This window comes from Rhodococcus maanshanensis NBRC 100610 (genome assembly GCF_001894865.1).
GTDB lineage: Bacteria > Actinomycetota > Actinomycetes > Mycobacteriales > Mycobacteriaceae > Rhodococcus_G > Rhodococcus_G maanshanensis.
In genome coordinates, this window is the sequence record NZ_BCXA01000045.1 from 1 (window position 1) to 21,074 (window position 21,074).

Below are 21,074 nucleotides of genomic sequence, written 5' to 3' on the forward strand. Positions count from 1 at the left end.
GGCGTCGCACCCATCGACGGGGAGATGTTGGCGGACTCACCGGACATGGCGACGGTGACGACGGTGCCGTCGACCAGGGTCTTGCTGATGGTGCCACCGGGCAGCGGCACGAAGGTGTCGGCGTTCGCCGCGCCTGCGGACAGGAAGCCGAGGGCGATCGCGGCGGTGGCACCGACGGCGGCGGTCTGCAGCCCGCGACGCAGGCCGTTCTTACGGGAGTTCATGAATTCCTCTTTGCTGGTCGATGTTTCAGGATCCGGACTGTGCGTGATCGGTACCCCAGTCGGGGTGCAACACGCGCACGGGCGGCGCAGCCGCCTTGCTAGCCGATGCTGAAGGGCTGGCCGTACAGGGTGGTCTTGGAGTAGTTGTCGCCGACGATCTCGACCACCGTGTAGGAACGGGCCTGGGCGAACCCGCCGCAGTTCTGGATCTCGAGCTGGGTGTCCTGGTATTGGACCGAGTACTTGCCGTTCTTCTTGATGTCCTTGCCCGCGACGTTCACGAACTTGACCTGACCCGCGGAGACCGGGACGGTCAGCGAACCGGAGATCGAGGGACCGGAGAGGTCGATGCCCGCGCCGATGGATCCACCGAGGCCGGTGATGTCGACCTGGCAGCCGACGATGTAGCCGGTGCTGATCCGCGAGACGCCGTGCGTCGAGGAGTTGTTGGTGCCCTTGTCGTTGGTCGCGCCGTTCCAGGGACCTGCCTCGGTCTCCTTGGTGACGCCGGTGACGTCCGCGGTGACCGTGCCCGAGACCCACGCCGTGCGGCCGGCGCCGTTGGCGGCCAGCGACGGGGAGATCAGGGCGCTCTCGCCGGTGCGGGAGACGACCGCTCCCGGTCCGGCCTTCTGCCCGTCGGGCAGCGGCACGAGGGTGTCGGCGTTCGCCGCACCGGTCGACATCAGGCCGATCGCCACCGCCGCAGCGGCGCCTGCGCCTGCGATGCGGGCGCCACGGCGCGGGCCAGAGTTGTTGGTGTTCATGGATTTCCTTTTGGTAGGGGCCGAGGACCGGCCGATCGGGGACGAAGTGTGGACGAACAGCGCTCCACGGTCGCGGACTCCGGGCGCCGCGCGGGGACAGCTTCCGTTAATGGTAACCATTATCGGTAAGGGAGATTGAAGTGCCCCTGCATTCGACTCCCGTAGGTGGTCGGCGAACGCCCCGACGATTGCCCTGACTCGTCGCGCGGGCCCCATCGATTCATGTCGACGACATCGTCCGCGAGCGTGTTCACGACGGCGGCATCATGGCTGATGACGAGCAGAGACAGGTCTTGGGTGCGTGTGAGGCTCTGCAGGATCTCGAGCACACGCTGTTGTGCGACGGGGTCGAGGCCGGTGGACACTTCGTCGCAGATCAGCATTGACGGTGCCGCGGCGATGGCGCGTGCGATGGCGGCGCGCTGCGCTTCGCCGCCGGAGATCGCGGAGGGTCGTTCCCGCGTGATCTGCTCGTCGAGTCCCACCTGCTCCAGCGCGGTCCGGGCGGCCGCTGCCGCCTCCCTGTCGGTGGCGCCGCGGAGTCGGACGGGGCCGCGCAGGATCTGTTCCCACACGGTGCGGTAGGGGTCGAAGGCGGCTTTGGCGTCCTGGAACACGTATCCGATGGCGGCGGTCTGCTCCCGCGTTCGCCGCCGCGTCGTGCCGGCCAGCGGCCGGCCGTCGAGGAAGGCGCGGCCAGCGGTCGGCGGGTGCAGCCCGGCGAGGACCCGCGCCGCTGTGGTCTTACCGCAGCCGGACGGACCCACCAGCGCCACGCATTCTCCTGGCTTGATCGAGAGCGAGAAGTTCTGCAACACAGCGTTGTTGCGGAACCCTGCGGTGATGTTGTCCATGGTCACCCGGTCGGTGGTCGGCGCGATGATCCGCGCCGTGGTGCGGTCGGTAGTGTCCTTGCGTCCCGTTCGGGAGTGCGCCGCGACCAGTGCGCGGGTCTGCGCCTGCGTCGTCGTCAGCAGCATCCCGGTGGTGCCGGCCTCGATGACCTGCCCGTGGGCCATGACGATCACGTGCCGGGCGACCGAGTGGACGGCGTCGAGGTCGTGGGTGAGGAGCACGACGGTCAGGTCCTGCTCGGACAGCCTGGTGATCTCTCGGAGGATGGCCGCCCTGTTGGCTGGGTCCTGCCCCGTGGTCGGTTCGTCCATGATCAGGCAGGTCGGGCTCGTCAGCAGGGTTTGGGCGATGACCAGGCGTTGCTGTTGACCGCCCGAGAGTTGATGGGGAAAACGGCGGAGCATCTTCGGGTCGCTCGGGAAGCCGGCCCGTGAGAGCGCGTCGGGTACGGACACCCGGTGTCCTGCGCTGTGGGCGGCGCGCTCGATGTCGCGGAGCACGGTGCCGATGCGTAGGGCGGGATTGAGCACCGAGGAGGGTTGTTGTGGCACATAGCCGAATCGCACTCCCTCGGCGTCGCGGCAGTCCATCGACAGTGCCACCCCGGGTCGGTGCTCGCCCATCAGGGCCAATGCGGTGGTGGTCTTTCCGCTGCCGGAGCTGCCGATGATCGCGGTGACCGCGCCTGCGTGGATGTCGAGATCGACATAGTCGACGAGGACCCGTCCGGGGGTTCGCGCGATGAGCCCGCGAACCCGGATGGCGCTATGCCGAGTGGTTTCGGCGACGGTCGCAGGCATTGTCTCGGTCATCTCGAACTCCTCGGGGAGAATTCTCGCGCCGCCGCGCGGGCGCTCGCGTCGAACAGCAGATTCACGCCCATCGCCAGCGCGATGATCATCACTGCGGGCAACACGACCCCCCAGGGAGCCAGCGCGATGCCGCTGCGGTTGCGGTCGATCATCACCGCCCAGTCGGTGCCGGTGGCGTCCGCTGTCAGACCGAGGAAGCTCGCGGAAGCGATCAGGTAGATGGCGCCGACGAACCGCAGTCCGGCGTCCGCGGCGAGAACCGGGAGCAGTGCACGCCCCAGATAGCCGAGGTTTCGGCGCCACCAGGTTTCACGTTGAAGGCGCAGCGCTTCCATGGCAGGGGTGTGCGCGATGTGCAGGGCCGAGGCCCGTATCAGGCGCGCCGAGTCCGGGAACTGCAGCATTGCCACCGTCGCTGCCAACACGAATGGGTTGGCCTCGGTGAGGGCGACCACCAGCAGGAGTAGCAGCATCGAGGGCAGTGAGAGCAGCAGATCCAGCGGCCGCATCAACGACTCGTCGATCGCCCGGCGCCGTGATGTTGCGGCCGTGACCCCCCATGGCACAGCGATCAGGTAGGTGAGCAGGACCGCCGCTGCGGCCACCAGCACCAGCGAGCGGCCACCGAGAAGCAGTTGCGTCAGTACGTCGCGGCCCTCGGAATCGGTGCCGGCGAGCCAGTTCTCGCCCTGGGTGAAGGCCGGACCGCGGGCACCCTGCTCGGCACTCAGCGGACCGAGCATCGCGACGAGGAGCGGCACGGCGGTGAGCACCGCGCCGAGCAGGAAACGTGGGCGTGTGCTCATGAGGCCTCGCCCGCCGTGGGATTGAGCCGGTACGCCATGATGTCCGCGATCGTGTTCACCATGACGGTGATCAGGCCGAACAGCGCGACCAGACCCATCAGCAGCGAGATGTCGCGGCTGCGGATGGCGTCGACCAGGACTTGTCCGAGTCCACCGACGGCGAACACCGCTTCGATGACGACGACCCCGCCGAGCAGCCAGTCGGCTACCCGGGCGAGATGCTGGATCGCCGGGGTGAGCGACCCCGGAAGGGCGTGCCGCCACACCACTCGACGCTCCGGCACCCCCAAGCGCAGCGTGTGCCGGACGTGCTCCGAGTCGAGTGTGGTGATCATCGACGCGCGTACCAACCGCGACAGCGAGCACACCGGGCGGATCACCAGTACCGCCACCGGCAACACCCAGAGTTCCGGCTGCAGCAGCAGTGGCCCGCTGGCGCCGACCGCCGTAGGGGCGAACAATCCCAGCCCCACCGCGAACACGGCGACCAGGATGATCGCGAGGGCGAACTCGGGTGCCGCGTAGAGGGCCACGGCCATCCCCGAGATCGCCCGGTCGATCGGCCCGCCCCGCCCGACCGCGGCGGCGACGCCCAATCCGACCGCCAGCGGAACAAGGGCCGCCAGCGCGAGTGCCGCCAGCGTGAGGGTGGGCGCCAGCGCAGAGAACAGCAGGTCGGTCACCGGGCGGCCGGAGACCGCGGACGTGCCCAGATCGCCGTGTAGCAGCCCGCTCATCCAGTCGCCGAACTGGGTGAGCAACGGGCGATCGAGCCCAAGGGAGGTGCGCAGCTGCGCAATTCGCTCCGGGTCGGCATCGTCCGCAGCGATCACCACCGCCGCGTCCCCTGGCAGCACCGAGGCCACCGCGAAGACGATGCCGAGCACCCCCAGCACCTGAGCCACCCCGAGCGCGACCCGCACGCCGGCATACCGGGCGAGGATCAAGCCAGCCACGCCTTGTCGAAACGGGCGTACCCCAGGGTGTTGGTGGGAGCGCTCTGCGCCATCCCCGCCAGCTTCGGCGCGAGTCCGTGCAGGCTGTCGGAGAATCCCCACACCAGCAGGCCGCCCTCGCTGTACAGCTGTGACTGCATCTGCTGGTATGCGCGGGTGCGTACCCCGTCGTCCGTGCTCTGGCTGGCGGTCGCGAACAGCGCGTCGAAGTCCGGTCGCCGCCACTGGGTGTAGTTCTTCGACGAGGTCGACAGCATCCGCTGCGCGGTATGCGATTCGATGGGCATGGCACCGGAGCGGAAGCTCGACAGCACCCCCTCGTCGAGGGTTCGTGTCCAGTAGGTCGACCCCTCACCGATTTTCACGTCGACCTTCAGTCCGGCTCGACCTGCCTGCTCGGCGAAGATGTTCGCCGCCTCGACGAATCCGTTGGTGGCACCGGTGGTCTGCAACTCCACGGCCAGGTTCTGCGCGCCGGCCTTCCGGATCAGCGCCTTCGCCTCGTCCAGATCGACCCGGCGCTGCGGCAGATCACCGGCGTAGTACTTGGTGTCCTTGCCGAACAGGTCGTTGCCAACCACCCCCGAGCTGCCGAGCACGGTGGACACCAGCTCGTCGCGGTCGACCAGTGCGAACATCGCCCGGCGCAGGTCCAGGTTGTCGAACGGGGGGCGGTCCACCTTCATCGCGAAACCCGACATCGCGCTGCGCGGCGAGCGCAGGATCTGCACCCTCGCATCGGTTTCGTAGGTGCGCGCCGACGTCACACTCATGTCGTCGGCGTACTCCACCTGACCGCCGAGCAGGGCGTTGACCCGGGCCGTCTCGTCCGGGGCGGTGAGGATTTCGAGCTGATCGACGTGCGGGGCACCGTCCCAGTAGTCACCGAACCGTGCGGCGACGAAGGACCGGCCCGGCTCGAACGAGACGAAGGTGAACGGCCCGGACCCGATCGGGTGGCTGAAGTCGGTGGTGCCCTCGGGAATGATGTAGGCGCCGAAGGCCGCCAGCACGTTCGCCAGGTCTCCGCAGGGCCGGGAACACACGAATTCTATGGTGCGGTCGTCGATTTGACGGGACCGGGCGATGTCGATCACCTCGAGCGAGGCCCGCGGGCGCAAAGCGTTCTTCGGATCGACGATGCGCTGGTAGGAGTACAGCACGTCCGCGGCCCTCACCGGCCTGCCGTCGTGGAACACCGCCGGGCGCAGCTCCACCGTCCAGGCGGTGGCGTCTCCGTTGGGTCGCCAGGCGGTGGCGAGCCGCGGCACCGGGCCGAGGTCGTCCCCGTACTCGACGAGTTTGTCGTAGAGAGCGTTCGAGCGCGCCACGTCGGCGTACAGGTTCGTCTTGTGGGGGTCCAGCACTTCTTGCGCGCCGCCGCCCGCGAACACCGCGCGCAGCCGGCCGCCGTCCCTCGGCGTTGCGGTGGCCGAGGTGGCGGTCTCGCCCGAGGCGCAGGCACCAAGCAGCACGGCGCCGGTGGCGGCGGCACCGAGGCCGAGAAAGGACCGTCGGCTCAGGGCAGGCAGTGGGGACTTGATCGATCGGTGGGCCGGATTCATCGGTGTGTAACTCCTTGTAGGGGAGGGAAGGACCTGAACAGGAAGGGAGGGGAGGAAGCCGTCGCGGGAGGGTTGTGGTCGCGGGTCAGATCGCTTGGGCAATGACGTGCAGTCGGTCCCCGGACATCGGGCTCTCGCCGAGGCCGGTGAGGGCGGCCCGTCCCGATCCGGTGGGCCAGCCGTCGTCGGTTCGGGGGCCGGGGGTGTCGAACATCGCCCGCACCGCGAAGCCGGCGCGGCGCAGGTGGCCGGTCAGCTCCAGCGGGAACAGGAGCCGCCACGCGGAGGTCTGGACGAGTTCGTCGGTGGAGTCGGGGAGGTGCCAGCGACGGCGGCGGCGCAGCAATTGGGCGGCATGGTCGATCGAGAGGGTGGTCTCCGCCCGCCAGGTGCGGCCCTGCCACTGAAAGGACGAGCGGCTTGGGCCGTCGAGCAGTTCTGCGTTGCCGAGGAAGAAGGCGCCGTTGCGCATCTCGGCGACCAGCAGTCCTCCGGGACGTAGGTGGGTACGGGTGCAGCGCAGGCACGATTCCAGCTCGGTGTCGCTGTGGCAGTACAGCAGTGAGCTGTCCAGACAGATGACTGCGTCGAACCGTTGGCCGACCTCGAAATCCCGCAGGTCGCCCACCGCTGCGCTCACCCCTGGATAGCGTTGTTGCGCGTAGTCGACCATCGCGGGTGACTGGTCGAGTCCGTGGCAGCGGTACCCGAGTTGGGCCAGGTAGCCGAGGTCGCGGCCCGTCCCGCACCCGAGGTCCAGGACCGCTGCCGGGTGCGTCCGCGAGCCCACTGTGGCGTCCGGAAGGTACGCCTGCAGGATCTCGTCGACGAATCTCGCAGCGGTGTGGTCGGGGTCGGGGAACCGTGCCTCGTACAGCGTGGGGTTGTCGGTCAACAGGTTCCGGGACTCGGCGGTCGTCATGCCTTCACCCCGGCGGGATCGGCGAGCAAGCCCCGGCGCTGCAGCAACCAGACGCCTGCCGCGGAGGCCGCTGCGAGTGCGATGCACACCAGGGCGCCGGGCCACCCGTTGCCCAGCTCGATGCCGTAGCCGATCAAGGCGTTGCCCCCGGCCGCCGCGATTCCGGACACCAGGTAGAACATCCCGAACAGGGTGCCCGACATGCGGGAATCTCCATACGCCGGAATCAGTTCCATCACAAACGGCTGGGCGATCATGATCCCGGACTCGAGGATCAGGGCCGAGACCACCAGCGGCGCCATCGCGAGCGCCACCTGCCCGGCGGTGTGCCCGGGATCGACCAACAGGACGGGCAGCAGCAGGACGAACGCGCCACCCATCAGGGCCAATCCTGTGGTGATCGCGGCGCCGCGGCTGGTGCGGGCATCGAACCAGCGGGTCAGCCGCACTTGGAACAGCAGGCTGAAGATGGTGGTGCTCAGGAAGAGGACCGCGACCGCACCCTGCCAGCCGGTGATCCGCCCGGCCAGCGCCGGGTACACCAGGTACATCTGGGTCTGCAAGACGAACATGCCGAGCATGGCGACGGTGAACAACACGAATCGGCGGTTGGCCAGCACCACACCCCAGCCGCGGAGCACTGTCGTCGTGGAGGGTTCGACGGCGTGGGCGGGCAGGAACCGCAGTTGCGCCAGGGTGAGGGCGGCGAAGAGCGCCGCCGCTGCGATGGCGACGGTGCGGAAATCCACCGCGAGCAGGGCGCTGCCGATCAGCGGCCCGGACAGCGCACCCGCCTGCGCGAAGACGTTGAACGTCGCGAACGCCTCCGCGCGCCGCGTCGGTTCGGCGACCGCGATGTAGGAGCGGACCGCCGGATTGAACAGTGCCCCCGCCAGTCCCGAGAGGACGGACGCGAGCAGGAGCAGCGGCACGCTGGTGCCGAAGGCGAAGACCGCGAAGCCAACCGATCGCAGCGCGCAGCCCGCGATGATGACCCGATGGGGTCCCAGCCGGTCGGCGGCGGTGCCGCCGATCAGGAACAGTCCCTGTTGGCCGAGGGTGCGGACGCCGAGGACGAGGCCGGTGACCGTGAGGGTCAGGCCGAGGTTTCCGGTCAGGTGCATCGACAGGTAGGGCACCAGCATGTAGAAGCCGGTGTTGACCCCGTACTGGTTGAGCACGAGCAGCTGGACGGACCGAGGGAAGCTGCGGAGCAGGGCAAGTGTCCCCGGGCCCGAGGGAGTCTCGGTCATCGATCGTCTCCTGCGCGGGGATGCACGCCGAGGCCGATGGCGTCCCTTGGACGCAACACCCCGTCCTCACCGCCCAGCCCGGTCCACGGATCCCACGCGAGCAGCAGGTGCCCGTCCAGGTCGCACCACCGCGCCAGCGAGGCCAGATGCACAGCGGGAGCGATGCCGAGCGAGCTGCTCACCAGGCAGCCGAGCATGACGTCCATCCCGCGTTCGCGGGCCGCGGTGGCGATCTCGTGGGCGTGATAGACGCCGCCGCACTTCGAGAGTTTGATGTTCACGGCGTCCGCGAGGCCGACGAGCGCGTCCAGGTCGGCCAGTGTGTGGATGGCTTCGTCAGCGATCACCGGAATGTCCGTGCGGCTGCGCAACTCCCGTGCTCCGTCGCGGTCACAGGTCGGTAGCGGTTGTTCGAGCGCGACCACCGGCAGGCCTCTGGTCTCCTCGAGCACCCGCAGCGCGGCCGCGGCGGTCCATGACTCGTTCGGATCGACGATCAGATCAGCCCCGGGAGCGGCTTCGGTCACCGCCGCCAGCCGTCTGACCGACTCGGCCGTGTCGGCGTCCGTCTTCACCTTCAGTAACCCGACTCCGCTTTCGGCCAGGCCGGTGGCCACGGCTGCCATCTCGTGGGGTGACCCGATGCCGAGGGTGCGGGAGATGGGAATCTCGGTCGGTAGCGGCAATCCGAGATGCGCCGCGACCGACATCTCGGCCGTACGAGCCCGGTGCTCGGCAATCGCGGACCACAGTGCGGCGGCGACCGCGGGATGCACATCCGGGAGAACCGACTCCAGGCCGGCGTCCACGCCCGCGCACCGGTCACGGACCATCCGCAGCTGTGCCTCGATTCGGTCCCGGTCCAGTTCGGCGTACACCGAGGTGACGACCTCGCCACGGCCGACGACGTCGGAGTCTGTGTCGGTCACCGTCACCGTGACGGCCTCACGTGCGGACATCACCCCGCGGCTGATCCGGAACGGGCGAGTCAACTCGAGGGTGTGTGTTTTCCAGGTCAGTTTCATCTCGCGGTCGCCTCCGTCCTGGCACTGACGCTTCCGATCGGCGAGCGCACCGATTCACACCGGGTCCAGCACCAGGTGGGGTCTTCGCAGTCGTCGATTTCGTGCGGCTGCGTGTGTGGCGGCTCGAGTAGGTCTCTGCGGCGGCACCAGTCGTCGTCGAAGATGGTGCGCAGGTAGCGATCCGGGCCGTCCGGGAAGATCGTGATCACGCTGCCCGGCCACCTGGCGGCCGCCCAGCCGGCGACGGTCGCGGTCGCGCCGGTCGACCACCCGCCGGTGTGGAAACCGCCGCGTGCCAGACCACGGCAGGCGTGGACGGCCTCGTTGGGGCCGACCCAGTGGACCTCGTCGAACATGTCGTAGCGGACATTGCCGGGGTGCATGCTGCTGCCGAGTCCGCGCATGACGCGGGGGGTGGCGGGTTGACCGAAGATTCTCGATCCGAGCGCGTCTACGCCGATGATCCTCAGGTCCGGCCACAATTGGCGCAGCCGGTGCCCGACTCCGCTGCTGTGACCTCCTGTTCCCACGCTGCACACCAGCACCTCGGCCCGCTCGATGCCCGCCGCGGTGAGTCCGCTGACGATCTCGTCGGCGAGGGCGTGATAACCCGCGGCGTTGTCCGGATTGTCGTATTGGTTGGGCCAATACGCGTCGTCGCCTGCCAGGATGTGGTGCAGGGCGTCGAGTCGGGCCTGCTGCCACCCGCCCTCGGGATGGGGTTCATCCACGATCACCAAGGTGGCACCCAAGGCCCGCAACAGATTCCGCATCGCCGGCTCGAGTTCGCTGTCCACCACCAGCGTTATCGGGTGCCCCAGGGCCTGGGCGACGTACGCCAGGCCAACGCCCAACGTACCGCTGGTGGATTCGACGATCCGGGCGCCGTCGCGCAGCTCTCCACGCCGGCGTGCGCCTGCCAGCATCGACTGCGCGGAGCGCGCCTTGAGCCCGCCGATCCCCAGTGCCTCGATCTTTGCGAAGTAGCCGGGATGGGGCTGCGGCACCGGAGTGGTGATGCGCACGAGCGGGCTGTGTCCGACACGCTCGAGCGGTTCGAAGACGGTCATCGCGGACACGCCGCCCGGTACAGGTAGATCGAGCTGGTGTCGCCGGTCAGCCAGAAGAACGGGTACGGCTCTGCCGAGAGTGCGTCGACGCCGTGCCCGAGCAGCTCCCGGGCCACCGCCGCCCCGCTCTGCGCAAACAGCGTGACCGGCACCGGTCGCCCGCTCGCCGCCACCAGGTCGAGCAGGGGGTCGAGGGTGCCGTTGCCGAGCATCATTCCGCTGGCCAGCACCGCATCGGAGCCGTCGAGCCCATCGGCGAAGTCGGTGACGATCGGCTCACCCCACTCGGTGGTACCGCCCTTCAGGTCGCACGGCACGTACCGCAGGCCGCGCTCACGCAGGGACGCGAGCAGGGAGTTGACCACCCCGATCACCAGCACCCGGCCACCAGGCGGTGTGTCGATCAGCCCCGTCACTGCCCTCGCCCGGGTCAGTGAGCGCTGCAGCGAATCGCCAGGATCCACCTGGACGGCTACCGCGCGGGCATCGAACGGGTGCGGGCGCAGGTGGGCGAGGTAGGCGTCGAGCGCTGCGACCCGAACGGCCAGCTCGTCGTGGTGCAGTAGCTCGATGACCGGCCTTCCCGCGCAGGCGTGGACCACTTCTGGGTCGATCGATCCGGGTTCGACGGCACACGATCCCGTTGTCGAACCGACCCGCAGGCTGATCACGTGATTGCGGTAACCGCCGCTACGCCCGTTGTGCCGCACGCATTGTGAGGTGGTGAATGCCACCGCGACCGTGTCGTCGACCGGGGGCATCAGGTCGGGATCGCTGCGGTAGCGGTCGAGGAGCGCGCTGACGGGCCCCGACTTCGCGGTACCGATCTGTGCGGCGGTGGTCACGGTGTGAACTCCTCGCCGTAGGTGAGGGAGATCGACGCCAGCAGGTTCTCTGCGAGCGGCCGGGCACCGGCCCGATCGGGCGAGACGGTGATCACGGAACCCAGGTAGCTGTTGTTGTCGACTGCCGCAGTCGTTTTGTGCCCCGCCGCCTTGAACGACGAGGACACCACCGCTGGGTGATCGGCGACCGCTGCCGTGCCGTCAACGCTGGTGAGGATGCCCGCGTCGCTTGGTACCAGCATGCAAACCGCCGCACTCTGTGGCCGCTTTGTGTCCTGCCGGGCCGGTGGAGACGCCAGGTGGTGGGGTGTGTCGCCGAGCGCGAGCTCGACCGCGACCGTCGGCAGGTCGATCCCGGTGACGTGCCTGATCAATTCGGTGATCTGGTTGCCGGCCGGACGAGGGTTGATCTCGATGATGCGCGGTCCGGCCGCGGTGAGCCGCAGTTCGGTGTGCACCACGCCGTGATCGAGCCCAACCGCGCAGAGCGCGGCCTCCGCGGTCGCCACCAACTGGGTGCGCACTGTCTCCTCGACGGCGGCGGGGAACATGTGCCCGGTCTCCACGAAACCTGTTGCGCCGCCGAGGCTCTTGTCGGTCACCCCGACGGTGTGGATCGCGCCGTGTCGAATCCAGCTCTCGACGCTGAACTCCGGTCCATCGAGGAACTCTTCGAGCAACACCGCGGGATCCCGTCGTTGTCCGCGCGCATTGACGGCGAATCGATGCAGATACCCGGCTGCGGTTTCGAGCGCGGCCCAATCGTCGGCGCGCTGCACGAACATCCCGGCGCACAAGTCCGTTGGCTTGACCACCAGCGGGAAGCCCACGATCTCGGCCGCTTCGCGAAGTCGGGTCGCGTCATCGGCCGGCGCGGTCGCGTGACGCGGACCGGGAAGGCCGGCGCGGTCCAACGCCGCTCGGGTCAGAGCCTTGTTGCAGGCCGACTCGACCGCTTCCGGGATGGGGCCGGGAAGCCCAAGGGCATCGGCGATCCTCGCGGCGGTCGGGAGGTAGTAGTCGCAGCTCGTGAGGACTCCATCGATCGGACTGTCCGCGTGGATTCGTCGCGCGGCGTGGAGCGCTGCGGCCGGGTCGTTGGTCTCCGCGGTGACCACGGCGCGGCCGAGGCGAAGCGGATGCGGTGAGCCGTCGGGCGCGCACTGTGGGTAGTGCCCCGGGCTCCTGGTCAAGAAGGTGAACTCGGCACCGAGTTCGGTTACCGCCCTGGGTAGGAGCGTTCCCATCGCACCGACCCAGCTCTCCACTAGCAGTAGGTGTGGCACCCGTGATCCCTCGCCTTTCCTCGGATTCAGAACGCGAACAGTAATGAGAATCGTTATCAATATCAAGAGCGGCACTGCGAAGTCCTGGATGGATGGTGTGCGGGTGCGTGCTCGAAGCGTGGGGCGAGCGCATGGCGGTCGTCGCCGGTTGGGGCCGCGCCATCGGGTCGCCAATTGACAACGAAAGTCATGTCAATTGGCGAGATTGAAGTGTTTAACTTCTGAGTGGGAGCGCTCTATGGTTTCATCGCACCGGCGGACCACACCCCGGAGCGCCCACGCTCGGGACAGTAATTGGATCGCCACAGGCAGAGAGAGCGGCTCGGGACCGCGGCCGCCAGTGGGCACTGATGGTCCACATCGGTCGGATCGGAGACCGGCTTCGCGGAGGTCCGGCTCGAGATTCGAGTTCGGATTCCACCGGCTCGCCAACTCGATAGGCATGCGGCCATTTCCCGCGTGCGATCCGGTCGTTCGTTCGGCGCAAACTGCATGTCCGTGGAAGGTCGTGGATCGACCCGCTGCTCGGTCAACCCAATGGCGATCGTTCGGGACGGTCTGCCAGACGCCACAAGTCACACATCACGCTGATCGGGAGTGCACACTTCATGACACAACACGGCGCGCATCTTCGCCGGTTCACCCAGGCGCTCTGCGCCGCAATGGCACTGATCCTCGGCGGTACCGGGATCGCGGCCTCGCAGGCCACCCCCGCGCCGACCTCGCTCGGCGACAACCCGGTGTTCGGTTTGGCGAACGGCTGCTACGCGGTCAAGTCCGAGCAATCCGGCACGTTCGTGCGCCGCGACGGCGGCGGCTACCGGGTGGACGGCGCCGACCTTGCCGCGGCCGAGCGATTCCGGATGCACGCCGCGCAGCTGGGTCGGTTCATGTTCTACGGCAAGGGCGGCGACATGCTCGCCCACGACGGCAAGCGCGCGATCGTCTCGACCCGCGACGCGCTGCCGACCACCGACTGGACGCTGACGCACACCGACGGCACCTACGCGATCACCGCCACTTCGGACGGTAGCCAGCTCACCGTCGACGGCAACGGCTTGCGGCTGACCGATCCGGGCACCAACCCCCCGGGCGGCCGGTTCCTGGTCGTTCCCACCTCGGGCTGCGCGGACTTCCCCGACGCCGAGGTGAACGCCACGGGCACGCCGCTGTCCGGCACCGGCCCGAACGGTGAGGTGCGCGGGTTCATCGACGCGCACGTCCACCTCAACTCCAACCTGTTCATCGGTGGTCAGGTGCACTGCGGCAAGCCCTTCGACCCGCAGGGCGTTGCGGTCGCGCTCCGCGACTGCCCCGACCAAGGCGCCAGCAAGGCGTCGGCTCTGCTCGAGAGCATCCTCTCGGGCGGCTCACCGCTCGACGGGCGCGACACCACCGGCTGGCCCACCTTCGCGAACTGGCCCGCCCACGACTCGCTCACCCACGAGCAGACCTACTACAAGTGGATCGAAAGGGCCTGGCGCGGCGGACTGCGCATGTTCAACGACCTGCTGGTGAACAACCGGGTGCTCTGCGACCTGTACCCGTACAAGAACCGCTCCTGCAACGACATGGACACCATCCGGGCGCAGGCCAAGCAGGTGCACGAGATGCAGGACTACATCGACGCCCAGCACGGCGGCCCCGGCCGCGGCTGGTTCCGCATCGTCAGCAACCCCGAGGACACTCGCAAGGTGATCGGCGAGGGCAAGCTGGCGGTGACGATCGGCATCGAGACCTCCGAGCCGTTCGGCTGCGGGCTGCGCGACGGCGTGCCGCAGTGCAACGAAGCCGACATCGATCGGGGCCTGGACGAGGTGTACGCGATGGGCGTGCGGCAGATGTACGTCACCCACAAGTTCGACAACGCCTTCGGCGGCACGCGGTTCGACGCCGGCACCACTGGCGTCGCCGTCAACGTGGGCAACTTCCTCGGCACCGGCAGGTTCTGGGAGGTCGAGCCGTGCAAGGGCCCCGAGCACGACCAGCCGCTGATTCCCGTCGCCGAGGGTTCGGCCGAGGTGCTCGCGGCGCTGCCGACCGGCAGCGCAATGCCGGTCTACCCGTCCGGGCCGATGTGCAATACCCGTGGCCTGACGAAGCTGGGCGAGCACATGGTCCGCGGCATGATGGCGCGCGGCATGATCGTCGACATCGACCACATGAGCGCCAAGACCGCCGAGGACGCCCTGCGCATCCTCGAGGAGGCCAGGTACTCCGGCGTGGTCTCCACCCACAGCTGGACCGACCCACTGAACCACAAGCGGATCTACGCGCTCGGCGGCTTCGTCGCCGGCTACGCGTCCGGACTGGGCGGTCACTCGGAGGACGGCCATGATCACGGGAACTTCATCGACGCCTGGCGGCAGGCTCGAGCGGACCGCAGCGACAAGTACTACTTCGGATTCGGCTTCGGCGCCGATACCGGCGGGTTCGCGCCGCAGGCCCCGCCCCGCGAGGACGCCGGCGCCAAGCCGCTGCAGTATCCGTACAAGACCTTCGACGGCGGCACGACGATGGACCGCCAGCGCACCGGCGAGCGGGTCTTCGATCTGAACAAGGACGGCGTCGCGCACTACGGGTTGATTCCGGACTGGATCGCGGACATGCGGAACGCGGCAGGCAACGAGGGCGACCAGATCATCGACGACATGAGCCGCGGCGCCGAGGCCTACCTGCAGATGTGGGAGCGGGTCGCCAAGTAGGCGACCTGACCGCGGACTGCTCGCTCCACGCGAGTGAACACGGCGATGAACCCCTCGGGTCCGTGCGATGAACATCCGGCGATCTGCCCCCGTGACGCGAGTTCCCGGCTCGCGGGGGTCGATCGGCGTCGATACAGTCCGGCCATGCACGTCTTGTTCGTCTGCAACGGCAACGTGTGCCGCTCGGCGATGGCCGAGCGCCTCGCGATCGCCATTGCCGCGGAGCTGGGACCGGCCGCGCCCGGTGCGAGGACGCTCAGCGCGGAGAGTGCGGGGACGAGGGCGCTGGTCGGGTTCCCGATGGAACCGGTCGCGGCCGAGGTGGTCCGCGGGCTCGGCGGCGATCCGTCGGGCTTCGTCGCCCGTCGGTTGCGGACCGAGCTGATCGAACGGGCCGACCTCGTGCTGGCGATGTCGGAGTCCGTGCGCGACGAGGTGGTGCGACTGGTGCCTGAGGCCGCGCCTCGGACCTTCACGCTGCCGGAGGCGCACCGCATCGTGTGGCTGACCGGGGCCAGGACCGTCCGCGAGATGGCCGCGGGTCGCGACAACGTCCGGCCCGGCGGCGAGTCGATCAGCGATCCGGTGGGTTTGCGCCGCGAAGCGTTCGAGCGGGTGGGGGAGGAGATCGCGGAGGCACTGCTGCAGGTGATCCCCGCCCTGCACGCCGGCGGGCGGTCCGAGGTCGCGTGACGGGCGGGGTCGCCTGGCATCTGGTCACCCGGTGACGCGCTCCCTGGTGCTCGAGCCGTCGATCGGCAGGCCGGCGGACTCCCAGTCCGCGATGCCCTCCCGGTACTTGCGCACATCCGTGTACCCGAGCGCGCGGAGCCGGTCGGCCACGATCTCGCTGTTGCGGCACGAGATGTTCGCGCAGTAGGTCACGATTGCCGCGTCTCGGTCCGGAAGGACTTGCGGTGCCATCGATTCCACGTCGGCCTCGACGAGGTTCAGTGCGCCGCGGATGTGTGCCTTGTCGTAGTAATCGGCGGGGAGCGTGTCGAGGAGCACCACGGAGTCGGTGCGGAGCGCGGCGGCCAGTTCGTCGCGCGTGATCAGCTCGGTCATCGTGTCACCTTCCATCGGGTCGCCGCACTCATGTGCGTGCGTACGCACATTTAATATCAATGTGCGTACGCACGCAACTGATGGGGTGGATCCGGTTAGACTGCCCCGGTGGCAGCGACACGGAGTTCCAGGAGACGTCACCTGGAGACGAGCGCGTGGGGCGCGCTCCTGCAGGTCCATGCGCAGCTGGTTCCCGAGCTCGACGGTGACCTGAAGCGCACGACGGGCCTGCCGCTGGCCTGGTACGACGTGCTGCTCGAACTCTCGGGAGCGGGCGACACCCCGCTGCGCATGAGCGACCTCGGGGAGCGTGTGGTGCTCAGCCGCACCCGGGTCAGTCGCCTGGTCGCCGAGATGGAGACCCATGGGCTCGTGCAGCGGGGCGCGAACCCCGACGATCGCCGGTCGGCCTTCGTCACGATCACCGATGCGGGCAGGCGCCGATACCGTGAGGCAGCGCCGATCTACCTGCGCGGCATCGCGGAGCGCTTCGCGGACCGGCTGGCCGACGAGGAGCTCACCGCGATCACGGCGGCGTTGCAGAGGGTGCTCGAGCCGGCCGACGACAGCGGCGACCGAGCGGGGATCCGTCCGGCCTGACCGTCGGCGAGGGCCGAGCCGGCGGTCGCGGCGTCACCGGTGGACGCCGCGACCGTCACTCCGGGTCAGGCGCCGAAGCGCTCCTCGACCTCGGCGGCGGTGAGCCCGAACTCCTCGAGGGTGTACTTGTGTGCGGGCCGCCGGTCACCGGACCGGCTCTCCTCGTGCATCGCCTCCATGGCCTGCTGTGCCTGCGTGGTCAGCGGGATGTCGAAGCGGGAGTAGATCCCCTCAACGGTGCCGAGCGGATCGGCGACGAAGTCCTGGTATTCGACGTCGATGAACTGGGCCGGATCGTGTTTGGCCCGTGCGGCGTTGAACTGCTCGAGGCCGCGTGCCCACAGCTCGAGCTGGCTGCGCCCGATCACCTCGCCCTTGAACTTGTTCGACCAGCCGTCGGTGGCCTGCTCGGCCAGGCTGCACACGGACGGGATGATCGTGGTCGGCGGGCGGTGGGTCTGGATGATGAGCGCGTCCGGGTACACCGTGAGCAGTTCGTCGAGCGCGAACAGGTGGCTCGGGTTCTTCAGCACCCACCGGCGGTCCTGATCCGGAAGGCCGATCAGCTGCAGGTTCTTCTTGTGTCGCGCATAGGCATTGGTCCAGTCCTGCCCCTCGAGCCACTTCGAGTAGGTCGGCAGGTTGGCCAGGCACTCGTAGGACACCGACTTGAAGGTCTGGCGCAGCAGCTGCCAGCACTCCTCGACCTCGCCCGCCGACATGTAGTGCACGCCCATGAACTCGGGGTGCTCGATGTGGTGCTTGCTGAACTGGGCCTCGATGCCCTGGAAGACCGGGTTCGACTCCCAGCTCTCGCGCGGCGGTCGTGGCTGCGGCATCTCGGTCAGCCACATCTCCAGGCCCTGGTGGGCGGGATCGACGGTGAGCAGCCGGTGCAGCGCGGTGGTGCCGGTCCTGGGCAGTCCGGTCACGAAGATCGGCCGCTCGATCGGCACGTCGGCATGCTCGGGGTGCTGCTTCCACGCTGCCTCGCTGAGCAGTCGCGCGACCAGGGCGCCGCGCAGGAAGACCCGAGAGATCTTGCTGCCGAACGGCGTCAGGTCCTCGTCGCCTGCGTAGGAGTCGAGCAGGACGCCGAGCGCCTCGGTGTAGTCATCGGTGCCGAAGTCGGTCATGCCGGTCATCCGGGTGGCGGAGGCGTGCAGGTCCTCGACGGTGCCGACGGTGGTGCGTTCAGTCATGTGGTGCCTTCTCTGTGTTGTCCGGTCGTTCCGCGGGCTGCGCTCCTAGTGGTGGAACTCGCCGCAGTTGACGTCGAGGCACTGGCCGGTGATGGCGCTGGCCATCGAGGAGGCCAGGAAGATCACCGCGTCGGCGATCTCCTCCGTCTCCGGCAGCCTCTTGAGGTCGGTGGCCGCCGCGGTGTGCTCGTAGATCTGCTCGACGGTGATCCCGAACTTCTTCGCCTGGTGCTCGAAGTACTGCTTGAGGGTGTCGCCCCAGATGTAGCCGGGCGCGACCGAGTTGATCCGGATTCCCTTGGGGCCCAGCTCGGTGGCGAGCGACTGCGACATCGCCAGGAGGGCGGCCTTGGCCATCTTGTAGCTGCCGTAGCGCTCCTGCGAGTGGCGCAGCACCATCGAGTTGATGTTCACCACCGCGCCCTTGCTCTCCTCGAGGGCGGGGGTGAACAGCTGCGTCAGCCGCAGCGCCCCGAGCACGGTCAGCTCGATGCTGTCGCGGATGTGCTGGTAGTCGGTGCGCGCGAGCGGCTTCATCGACGGGATCGAGAACGCGTTGTTCACCAGGACGTCCACCCGGCCGTAGGCCTCGACGCTGGCGGCGACCAGGTTCTCGGCCGAGGCCTGGTCGGTGATGTCGGTGGACACCGTCACCGCGCGCCTGCCGAGGTCGGTGACCTCCTTGGCCACCTCGTCGAGCCGGGACTGGGTGCGGGCGGCCAGTACCAGGTCGGCCCCGGCGGCTGCGGCCTGCAGCGCGAGGGTCCGGCCGAGCGCGGGTCCGACACCCGAGATCACAACGACTTTGTCCTGCAAGAGATTTGTCATGGTCGTACTACCCCAGCATCCGGTTGGCGACGGCGGCCTGGCGCGCCGCGATGCGGGCGGTCCAGTCCTCCGGCGTGATCTTGTTCTGTTCGTGGAACGGCAGCTTCGACGCGACCTCGTCCAGGCTCACCACCTCGACCGTCGGCCCGTCGGCAGGCGTGTACTCCCTGGAGGTGCGCTGCCAGCGGAACTGCAGGTACCCGCGGGGGTGTCCGACCGTCTCGATCCAGTTCGTGACGCCGGGATTGCGCTCGCTGACCACCATCCGGATCATGCCGTCGGGATCGACCTGGGCCTGGCCGTTGTTCAGCGACGTCTGGTGTCCGGTGTAGTCCAGCGAGATGTACCAGAGGCTGCCGAGCTGGAAACCCTGGTACGGCGCATCGGATTTCGGGACGGTGATGATCATCGCCTGGTCGTCGGCGAGCTCGTAGTGGCCGACGGACGAGTACTGGGTGGCCAGGCCGCCCGGGGTCAGTCGCGGCTCGGTCATCGTGTTCACGGGGAGCTTGAGGTAGAACCACTCGGGGAACTGCAGCCACGTCTTGACCCGGCTGACCAGGGCCTTGCCCGCCCTGGTGAAGCGCTTCGCGGTCTCCTCTCGGGTGAGGGCGTCGCCGGGCACCCCGATCCGGTCCACGCGGTCGATCCGGATGGTGCCGCGCTGCTGGCTCCAGTCGCTGTAGACCTCGCGGACGACCAGCTGAGAGGAGTCCGGCGCGAGGGTGAAGTGGTTGATGCGGCCGTCCGCCGGGCCGGGCCCGAAGGTGGCCACGAACGAACCGTCCTCCTCGATGTGGAGCTCGCGGTCGTCGAAGGCGGTCACGCTGCCCGGCACGTTGGAGTTGGTGTAGTTGCCGCTGAGCACCTGGAAGCTCAGATCGGCTGTGGTCCCGCGCTTGCCGGTGACGACGTATTCCGCGTCGCCGTTGATCCGGGCGCCGAAGTAGAGGGTGTCCGGGTTGTCGAGGCCCATCTTCATGTACGGGCCGGTGCCCTGAATGAAGGTGGGGTGCGTCTTCTCGGTGGCCCATGCGGCGTGCACGGTGGCCAGGATGCCGCCCGCGAGGTACTGGTAGCCCTCGAGCAGGTCCTGTTCGGACCGGATGTGTGGGGCGGCCTCGACCAGCTTCTCGGCCTCGGCGATGGCCTCGGCCAGGGGTTCTGTCAGCACTCCCGCTCCTCGCGTTCAAGTGGTACAAATATGTACCTAGGTGGTAGACCGGTGATGGTCCGACAATAGAACGTGTTCTAAGGAGTGGTCAATGGCTGAAGAGCAGGACACCGTCGCCGGGCGCCGATCGCCCCCGACCGAGCGGGTGGTGCAGGTGCTCGACTACCTGGTGGCCCGCCAGGATCAGCGGTTCGGCCTGTCCGAGCTGGCCCGCGCGCTCTCGATCAGCAAGCCGACCTGCCTCGGGATCCTCTCCGCGCTGGTCGCCGGCGGGTATCTCACCCGTGATCCGGCGTCGAAGACCTACGGGCTCGGGCCCGCACTGATCGCGGCAGGGCGGGCGGCGCAGCGTGGCTTCGCGGTCGGCCCGATCGCGCGCACCCACCTCGACCGGCTCGCCGCCGAGTTCGGGTCGGTGTGCACGGCGTCCGCGGTGGTGGGCGACCGAATCATGATCCTCGAGGTGGCCACCCCTTCCGGCATGAAGGGCGGGCGGACCGCCGTCAAGGTGGGTCAGGCGTACCCGTTCGCGCCCCCGGTTGGGCTCATGTACGTGCTGTGGAGCGCCGACCACGACCTGGAGGCGTGGCTGCGTCGCGAACCGACGCTGCCGGTGGTGCTCGACCGCGACCTGTTGCGCGAGGTCGTCGAGGACTGCCGGGACGCGGGCTATCTCGTCGAGCGGTTGACCCCGATGGGGCGCAGGCTCTTCTCGCTCATGCAGGGCGTCGCCGGGCACGACCTGCCGTCCGAGATCCGCGAACTGCTCGGCGAGATGGTCTCGAGCCTGGGGGAGCGGGTGTATCTGGGGCGTGAGCTGGCCGCCGACGCCGAGTATCCGGTGAGCCTGATCGCCGCGCCCGCCTACGACGCCGACGGGCATCAGTCGCTGGTCCTGACCCTGGACGTGGGCTCGTCGATCAGCGGCGCCGAGGTCGAACGGCGCGGGAAGGCCCTCGCGGCTGCGGCCGACGCGGTGACGGCGGAGGTGGGCGGGCGGTGGCCGGACCGACGCGGCGATCCGGGTTCGTCGTCGATCGGTGGAGGGATTGACCCGACCTAGAACGCGTTCTATTGTCGGCTCAGACTTCAAATTCGAACCGCCCCGGTA

The 21,074-nt window shown here is 68.6% G+C and carries 19 protein-coding genes and 1 pseudogene; 4 read left to right on the forward strand and 16 right to left on the reverse strand.

From position 1 onward, the window contains the following. From RM1_RS20360 to RM1_RS20415, 12 genes and pseudogenes are all read right to left on the reverse strand, one after another. Nucleotides 1-224, reverse strand: a pseudogene (locus tag RM1_RS20360) (MspA family porin); the annotation flags it as partial. Between the two features lie 98 nt (nucleotides 225-322). Continuing rightward, nucleotides 323-991, reverse strand: a complete 669-nt coding sequence (locus RM1_RS20365) for an MspA family porin (protein WP_072753526.1) — start codon at nucleotides 989-991, stop codon at nucleotides 323-325. Nucleotides 992-1,110: 119 nt separating this feature from the next. Further along, nucleotides 1,111-2,658, reverse strand: coding sequence for an ABC transporter ATP-binding protein (locus RM1_RS20370; protein WP_083576866.1), 1,548 nt, complete (start codon nucleotides 2,656-2,658; stop codon nucleotides 1,111-1,113). Continuing rightward, nucleotides 2,655-3,464: an ABC transporter permease subunit gene (locus RM1_RS20375; protein ID WP_072753527.1), complete on the reverse strand. Its 810-nt coding sequence runs from the start codon at nucleotides 3,462-3,464 to the stop codon at nucleotides 2,655-2,657. Before RM1_RS20375 ends, RM1_RS20370 begins: the two co-directional genes overlap by 4 nt. Further along, nucleotides 3,461-4,420: an ABC transporter permease gene (locus RM1_RS20380; RefSeq protein ID WP_245816514.1), complete on the reverse strand. Its 960-nt coding sequence runs from the start codon at nucleotides 4,418-4,420 to the stop codon at nucleotides 3,461-3,463. Before RM1_RS20380 ends, RM1_RS20375 begins: the two co-directional genes overlap by 4 nt. Further along, on the reverse strand, nucleotides 4,408-5,985 hold the full coding sequence (locus RM1_RS20385) for an ABC transporter substrate-binding protein (RefSeq protein WP_072753528.1): 1,578 nt from the start codon (nucleotides 5,983-5,985) through the stop codon (nucleotides 4,408-4,410). The genes RM1_RS20380 and RM1_RS20385 overlap by 13 nt, the downstream gene beginning before the upstream one ends. A gap of 85 nt (nucleotides 5,986-6,070) precedes the next feature. Continuing rightward, the gene (locus RM1_RS20390) at nucleotides 6,071-6,907 is read right to left on the reverse strand and encodes a class I SAM-dependent methyltransferase (protein WP_072753529.1); all 837 of its coding nucleotides are present in this window, start codon (nucleotides 6,905-6,907) and stop codon (nucleotides 6,071-6,073) included. Continuing rightward, on the reverse strand, nucleotides 6,904-8,160 hold the full coding sequence (locus tag RM1_RS20395; RefSeq protein WP_072753530.1) for an MFS transporter: 1,257 nt from the start codon (nucleotides 8,158-8,160) through the stop codon (nucleotides 6,904-6,906). Before RM1_RS20395 ends, RM1_RS20390 begins: the two co-directional genes overlap by 4 nt. Then, nucleotides 8,157-9,185 (reverse strand): dipeptide epimerase, encoded by a 1,029-nt coding sequence (locus RM1_RS20400; protein WP_072753531.1) that lies wholly within the window; start codon nucleotides 9,183-9,185, stop codon nucleotides 8,157-8,159. Before RM1_RS20400 ends, RM1_RS20395 begins: the two co-directional genes overlap by 4 nt. Continuing rightward, complete coding sequence (locus RM1_RS20405; RefSeq protein ID WP_072753564.1) at nucleotides 9,182-10,255, reverse strand: PLP-dependent cysteine synthase family protein; 1,074 nt, start codon at nucleotides 10,253-10,255, stop codon at nucleotides 9,182-9,184. The genes RM1_RS20400 and RM1_RS20405 overlap by 4 nt, the downstream gene beginning before the upstream one ends. Next, the gene (locus RM1_RS20410) at nucleotides 10,252-11,100 is read right to left on the reverse strand and encodes a hypothetical protein (protein ID WP_072753532.1); all 849 of its coding nucleotides are present in this window, start codon (nucleotides 11,098-11,100) and stop codon (nucleotides 10,252-10,254) included. Before RM1_RS20410 ends, RM1_RS20405 begins: the two co-directional genes overlap by 4 nt. Continuing rightward, nucleotides 11,097-12,386: an ATP-grasp domain-containing protein gene (locus RM1_RS20415; RefSeq protein ID WP_072753533.1), complete on the reverse strand. Its 1,290-nt coding sequence runs from the start codon at nucleotides 12,384-12,386 to the stop codon at nucleotides 11,097-11,099. The genes RM1_RS20410 and RM1_RS20415 overlap by 4 nt, the downstream gene beginning before the upstream one ends. A gap of 608 nt (nucleotides 12,387-12,994) precedes the next feature. Between RM1_RS20415 and RM1_RS20420 the strand changes: the two genes are divergently transcribed. Further along, nucleotides 12,995-15,091: a membrane dipeptidase gene (locus tag RM1_RS20420; RefSeq protein ID WP_072753534.1), complete on the forward strand. Its 2,097-nt coding sequence runs from the start codon at nucleotides 12,995-12,997 to the stop codon at nucleotides 15,089-15,091. A 144-nt stretch (nucleotides 15,092-15,235) separates the two neighbouring features. Continuing rightward, a complete protein-coding gene (locus RM1_RS20425) occupies nucleotides 15,236-15,784 on the forward strand; it encodes an arsenate reductase/protein-tyrosine-phosphatase family protein (RefSeq protein WP_072753535.1) in 549 nt (182 codons plus the stop codon). A 24-nt stretch (nucleotides 15,785-15,808) separates the two neighbouring features. Here RM1_RS20425 and RM1_RS20430 read toward each other — a convergent pair whose 3' ends face one another. Next, nucleotides 15,809-16,159 (reverse strand): rhodanese-like domain-containing protein, encoded by a 351-nt coding sequence (locus RM1_RS20430; protein WP_072753536.1) that lies wholly within the window; start codon nucleotides 16,157-16,159, stop codon nucleotides 15,809-15,811. 108 nt (nucleotides 16,160-16,267) lie between these two features. Here RM1_RS20430 and RM1_RS20435 point away from each other — a divergent pair, with 108 nt between their 5' ends. After that, nucleotides 16,268-16,759: a MarR family winged helix-turn-helix transcriptional regulator gene (locus RM1_RS20435; RefSeq protein WP_083576867.1), complete on the forward strand. Its 492-nt coding sequence runs from the start codon at nucleotides 16,268-16,270 to the stop codon at nucleotides 16,757-16,759. A 65-nt stretch (nucleotides 16,760-16,824) separates the two neighbouring features. Here the strand turns inward: RM1_RS20435 and RM1_RS20440 are convergent, their stop codons facing one another. From RM1_RS20440 to RM1_RS20450, 3 genes are read right to left on the reverse strand one after another with little or no spacing between them, the layout of a single operon-like run. Beyond that, on the reverse strand, nucleotides 16,825-17,961 hold the full coding sequence (locus tag RM1_RS20440; RefSeq protein WP_072753537.1) for a sulfotransferase family protein: 1,137 nt from the start codon (nucleotides 17,959-17,961) through the stop codon (nucleotides 16,825-16,827). A 45-nt stretch (nucleotides 17,962-18,006) separates the two neighbouring features. Further along, the gene (locus RM1_RS20445) at nucleotides 18,007-18,789 is read right to left on the reverse strand and encodes an SDR family oxidoreductase (protein ID WP_072753538.1); all 783 of its coding nucleotides are present in this window, start codon (nucleotides 18,787-18,789) and stop codon (nucleotides 18,007-18,009) included. Nucleotides 18,790-18,796: 7 nt separating this feature from the next. After that, nucleotides 18,797-19,963 carry a hypothetical protein gene (locus RM1_RS20450; protein ID WP_072753539.1) on the reverse strand — a complete coding sequence of 389 codons (1,167 nt, stop codon included), beginning with the start codon at nucleotides 19,961-19,963 and terminating at the stop codon, nucleotides 18,797-18,799. A 91-nt stretch (nucleotides 19,964-20,054) separates the two neighbouring features. On the opposite strand from RM1_RS20450, the gene RM1_RS20455 reads away from it, so the two are divergent. After that, nucleotides 20,055-21,026, forward strand: a complete 972-nt coding sequence (locus RM1_RS20455; RefSeq protein ID WP_072753540.1) for an IclR family transcriptional regulator — start codon at nucleotides 20,055-20,057, stop codon at nucleotides 21,024-21,026. Nucleotides 21,027-21,074 lie beyond the last annotated feature (48 nt).

Coding starts and splice junctions, on each gene's coding strand:
- RM1_RS20365 (WP_072753526.1), bottom strand. CDS start 991: ATGAACACCAACAACTCTGGCCCGCGCCGTGGCGCCCGCATCGCAGGC.
- RM1_RS20370 (WP_083576866.1), bottom strand. CDS start 2,658: ATGACCGAGACAATGCCTGCGACCGTCGCCGAAACCACTCGGCATAGC.
- RM1_RS20375 (WP_072753527.1), bottom strand. CDS start 3,464: ATGAGCACACGCCCACGTTTCCTGCTCGGCGCGGTGCTCACCGCCGTG.
- RM1_RS20385 (WP_072753528.1), bottom strand. CDS start 5,985: ATGAATCCGGCCCACCGATCGATCAAGTCCCCACTGCCTGCCCTGAGC.
- RM1_RS20390 (WP_072753529.1), bottom strand. CDS start 6,907: ATGACGACCGCCGAGTCCCGGAACCTGTTGACCGACAACCCCACGCTG.
- RM1_RS20395 (WP_072753530.1), bottom strand. CDS start 8,160: ATGACCGAGACTCCCTCGGGCCCGGGGACACTTGCCCTGCTCCGCAGC.
- RM1_RS20400 (WP_072753531.1), bottom strand. CDS start 9,185: ATGAAACTGACCTGGAAAACACACACCCTCGAGTTGACTCGCCCGTTC.
- RM1_RS20405 (WP_072753564.1), bottom strand. CDS start 10,255: ATGACCGTCTTCGAACCGCTCGAGCGTGTCGGACACAGCCCGCTCGTG.
- RM1_RS20420 (WP_072753534.1), top strand. CDS start 12,995: ATGACACAACACGGCGCGCATCTTCGCCGGTTCACCCAGGCGCTCTGC.
- RM1_RS20425 (WP_072753535.1), top strand. CDS start 15,236: ATGCACGTCTTGTTCGTCTGCAACGGCAACGTGTGCCGCTCGGCGATG.
- RM1_RS20430 (WP_072753536.1), bottom strand. CDS start 16,159: ATGACCGAGCTGATCACGCGCGACGAACTGGCCGCCGCGCTCCGCACC.
- RM1_RS20440 (WP_072753537.1), bottom strand. CDS start 17,961: ATGACTGAACGCACCACCGTCGGCACCGTCGAGGACCTGCACGCCTCC.
- RM1_RS20445 (WP_072753538.1), bottom strand. CDS start 18,789: ATGACAAATCTCTTGCAGGACAAAGTCGTTGTGATCTCGGGTGTCGGA.
- RM1_RS20455 (WP_072753540.1), top strand. CDS start 20,055: ATGGCTGAAGAGCAGGACACCGTCGCCGGGCGCCGATCGCCCCCGACC.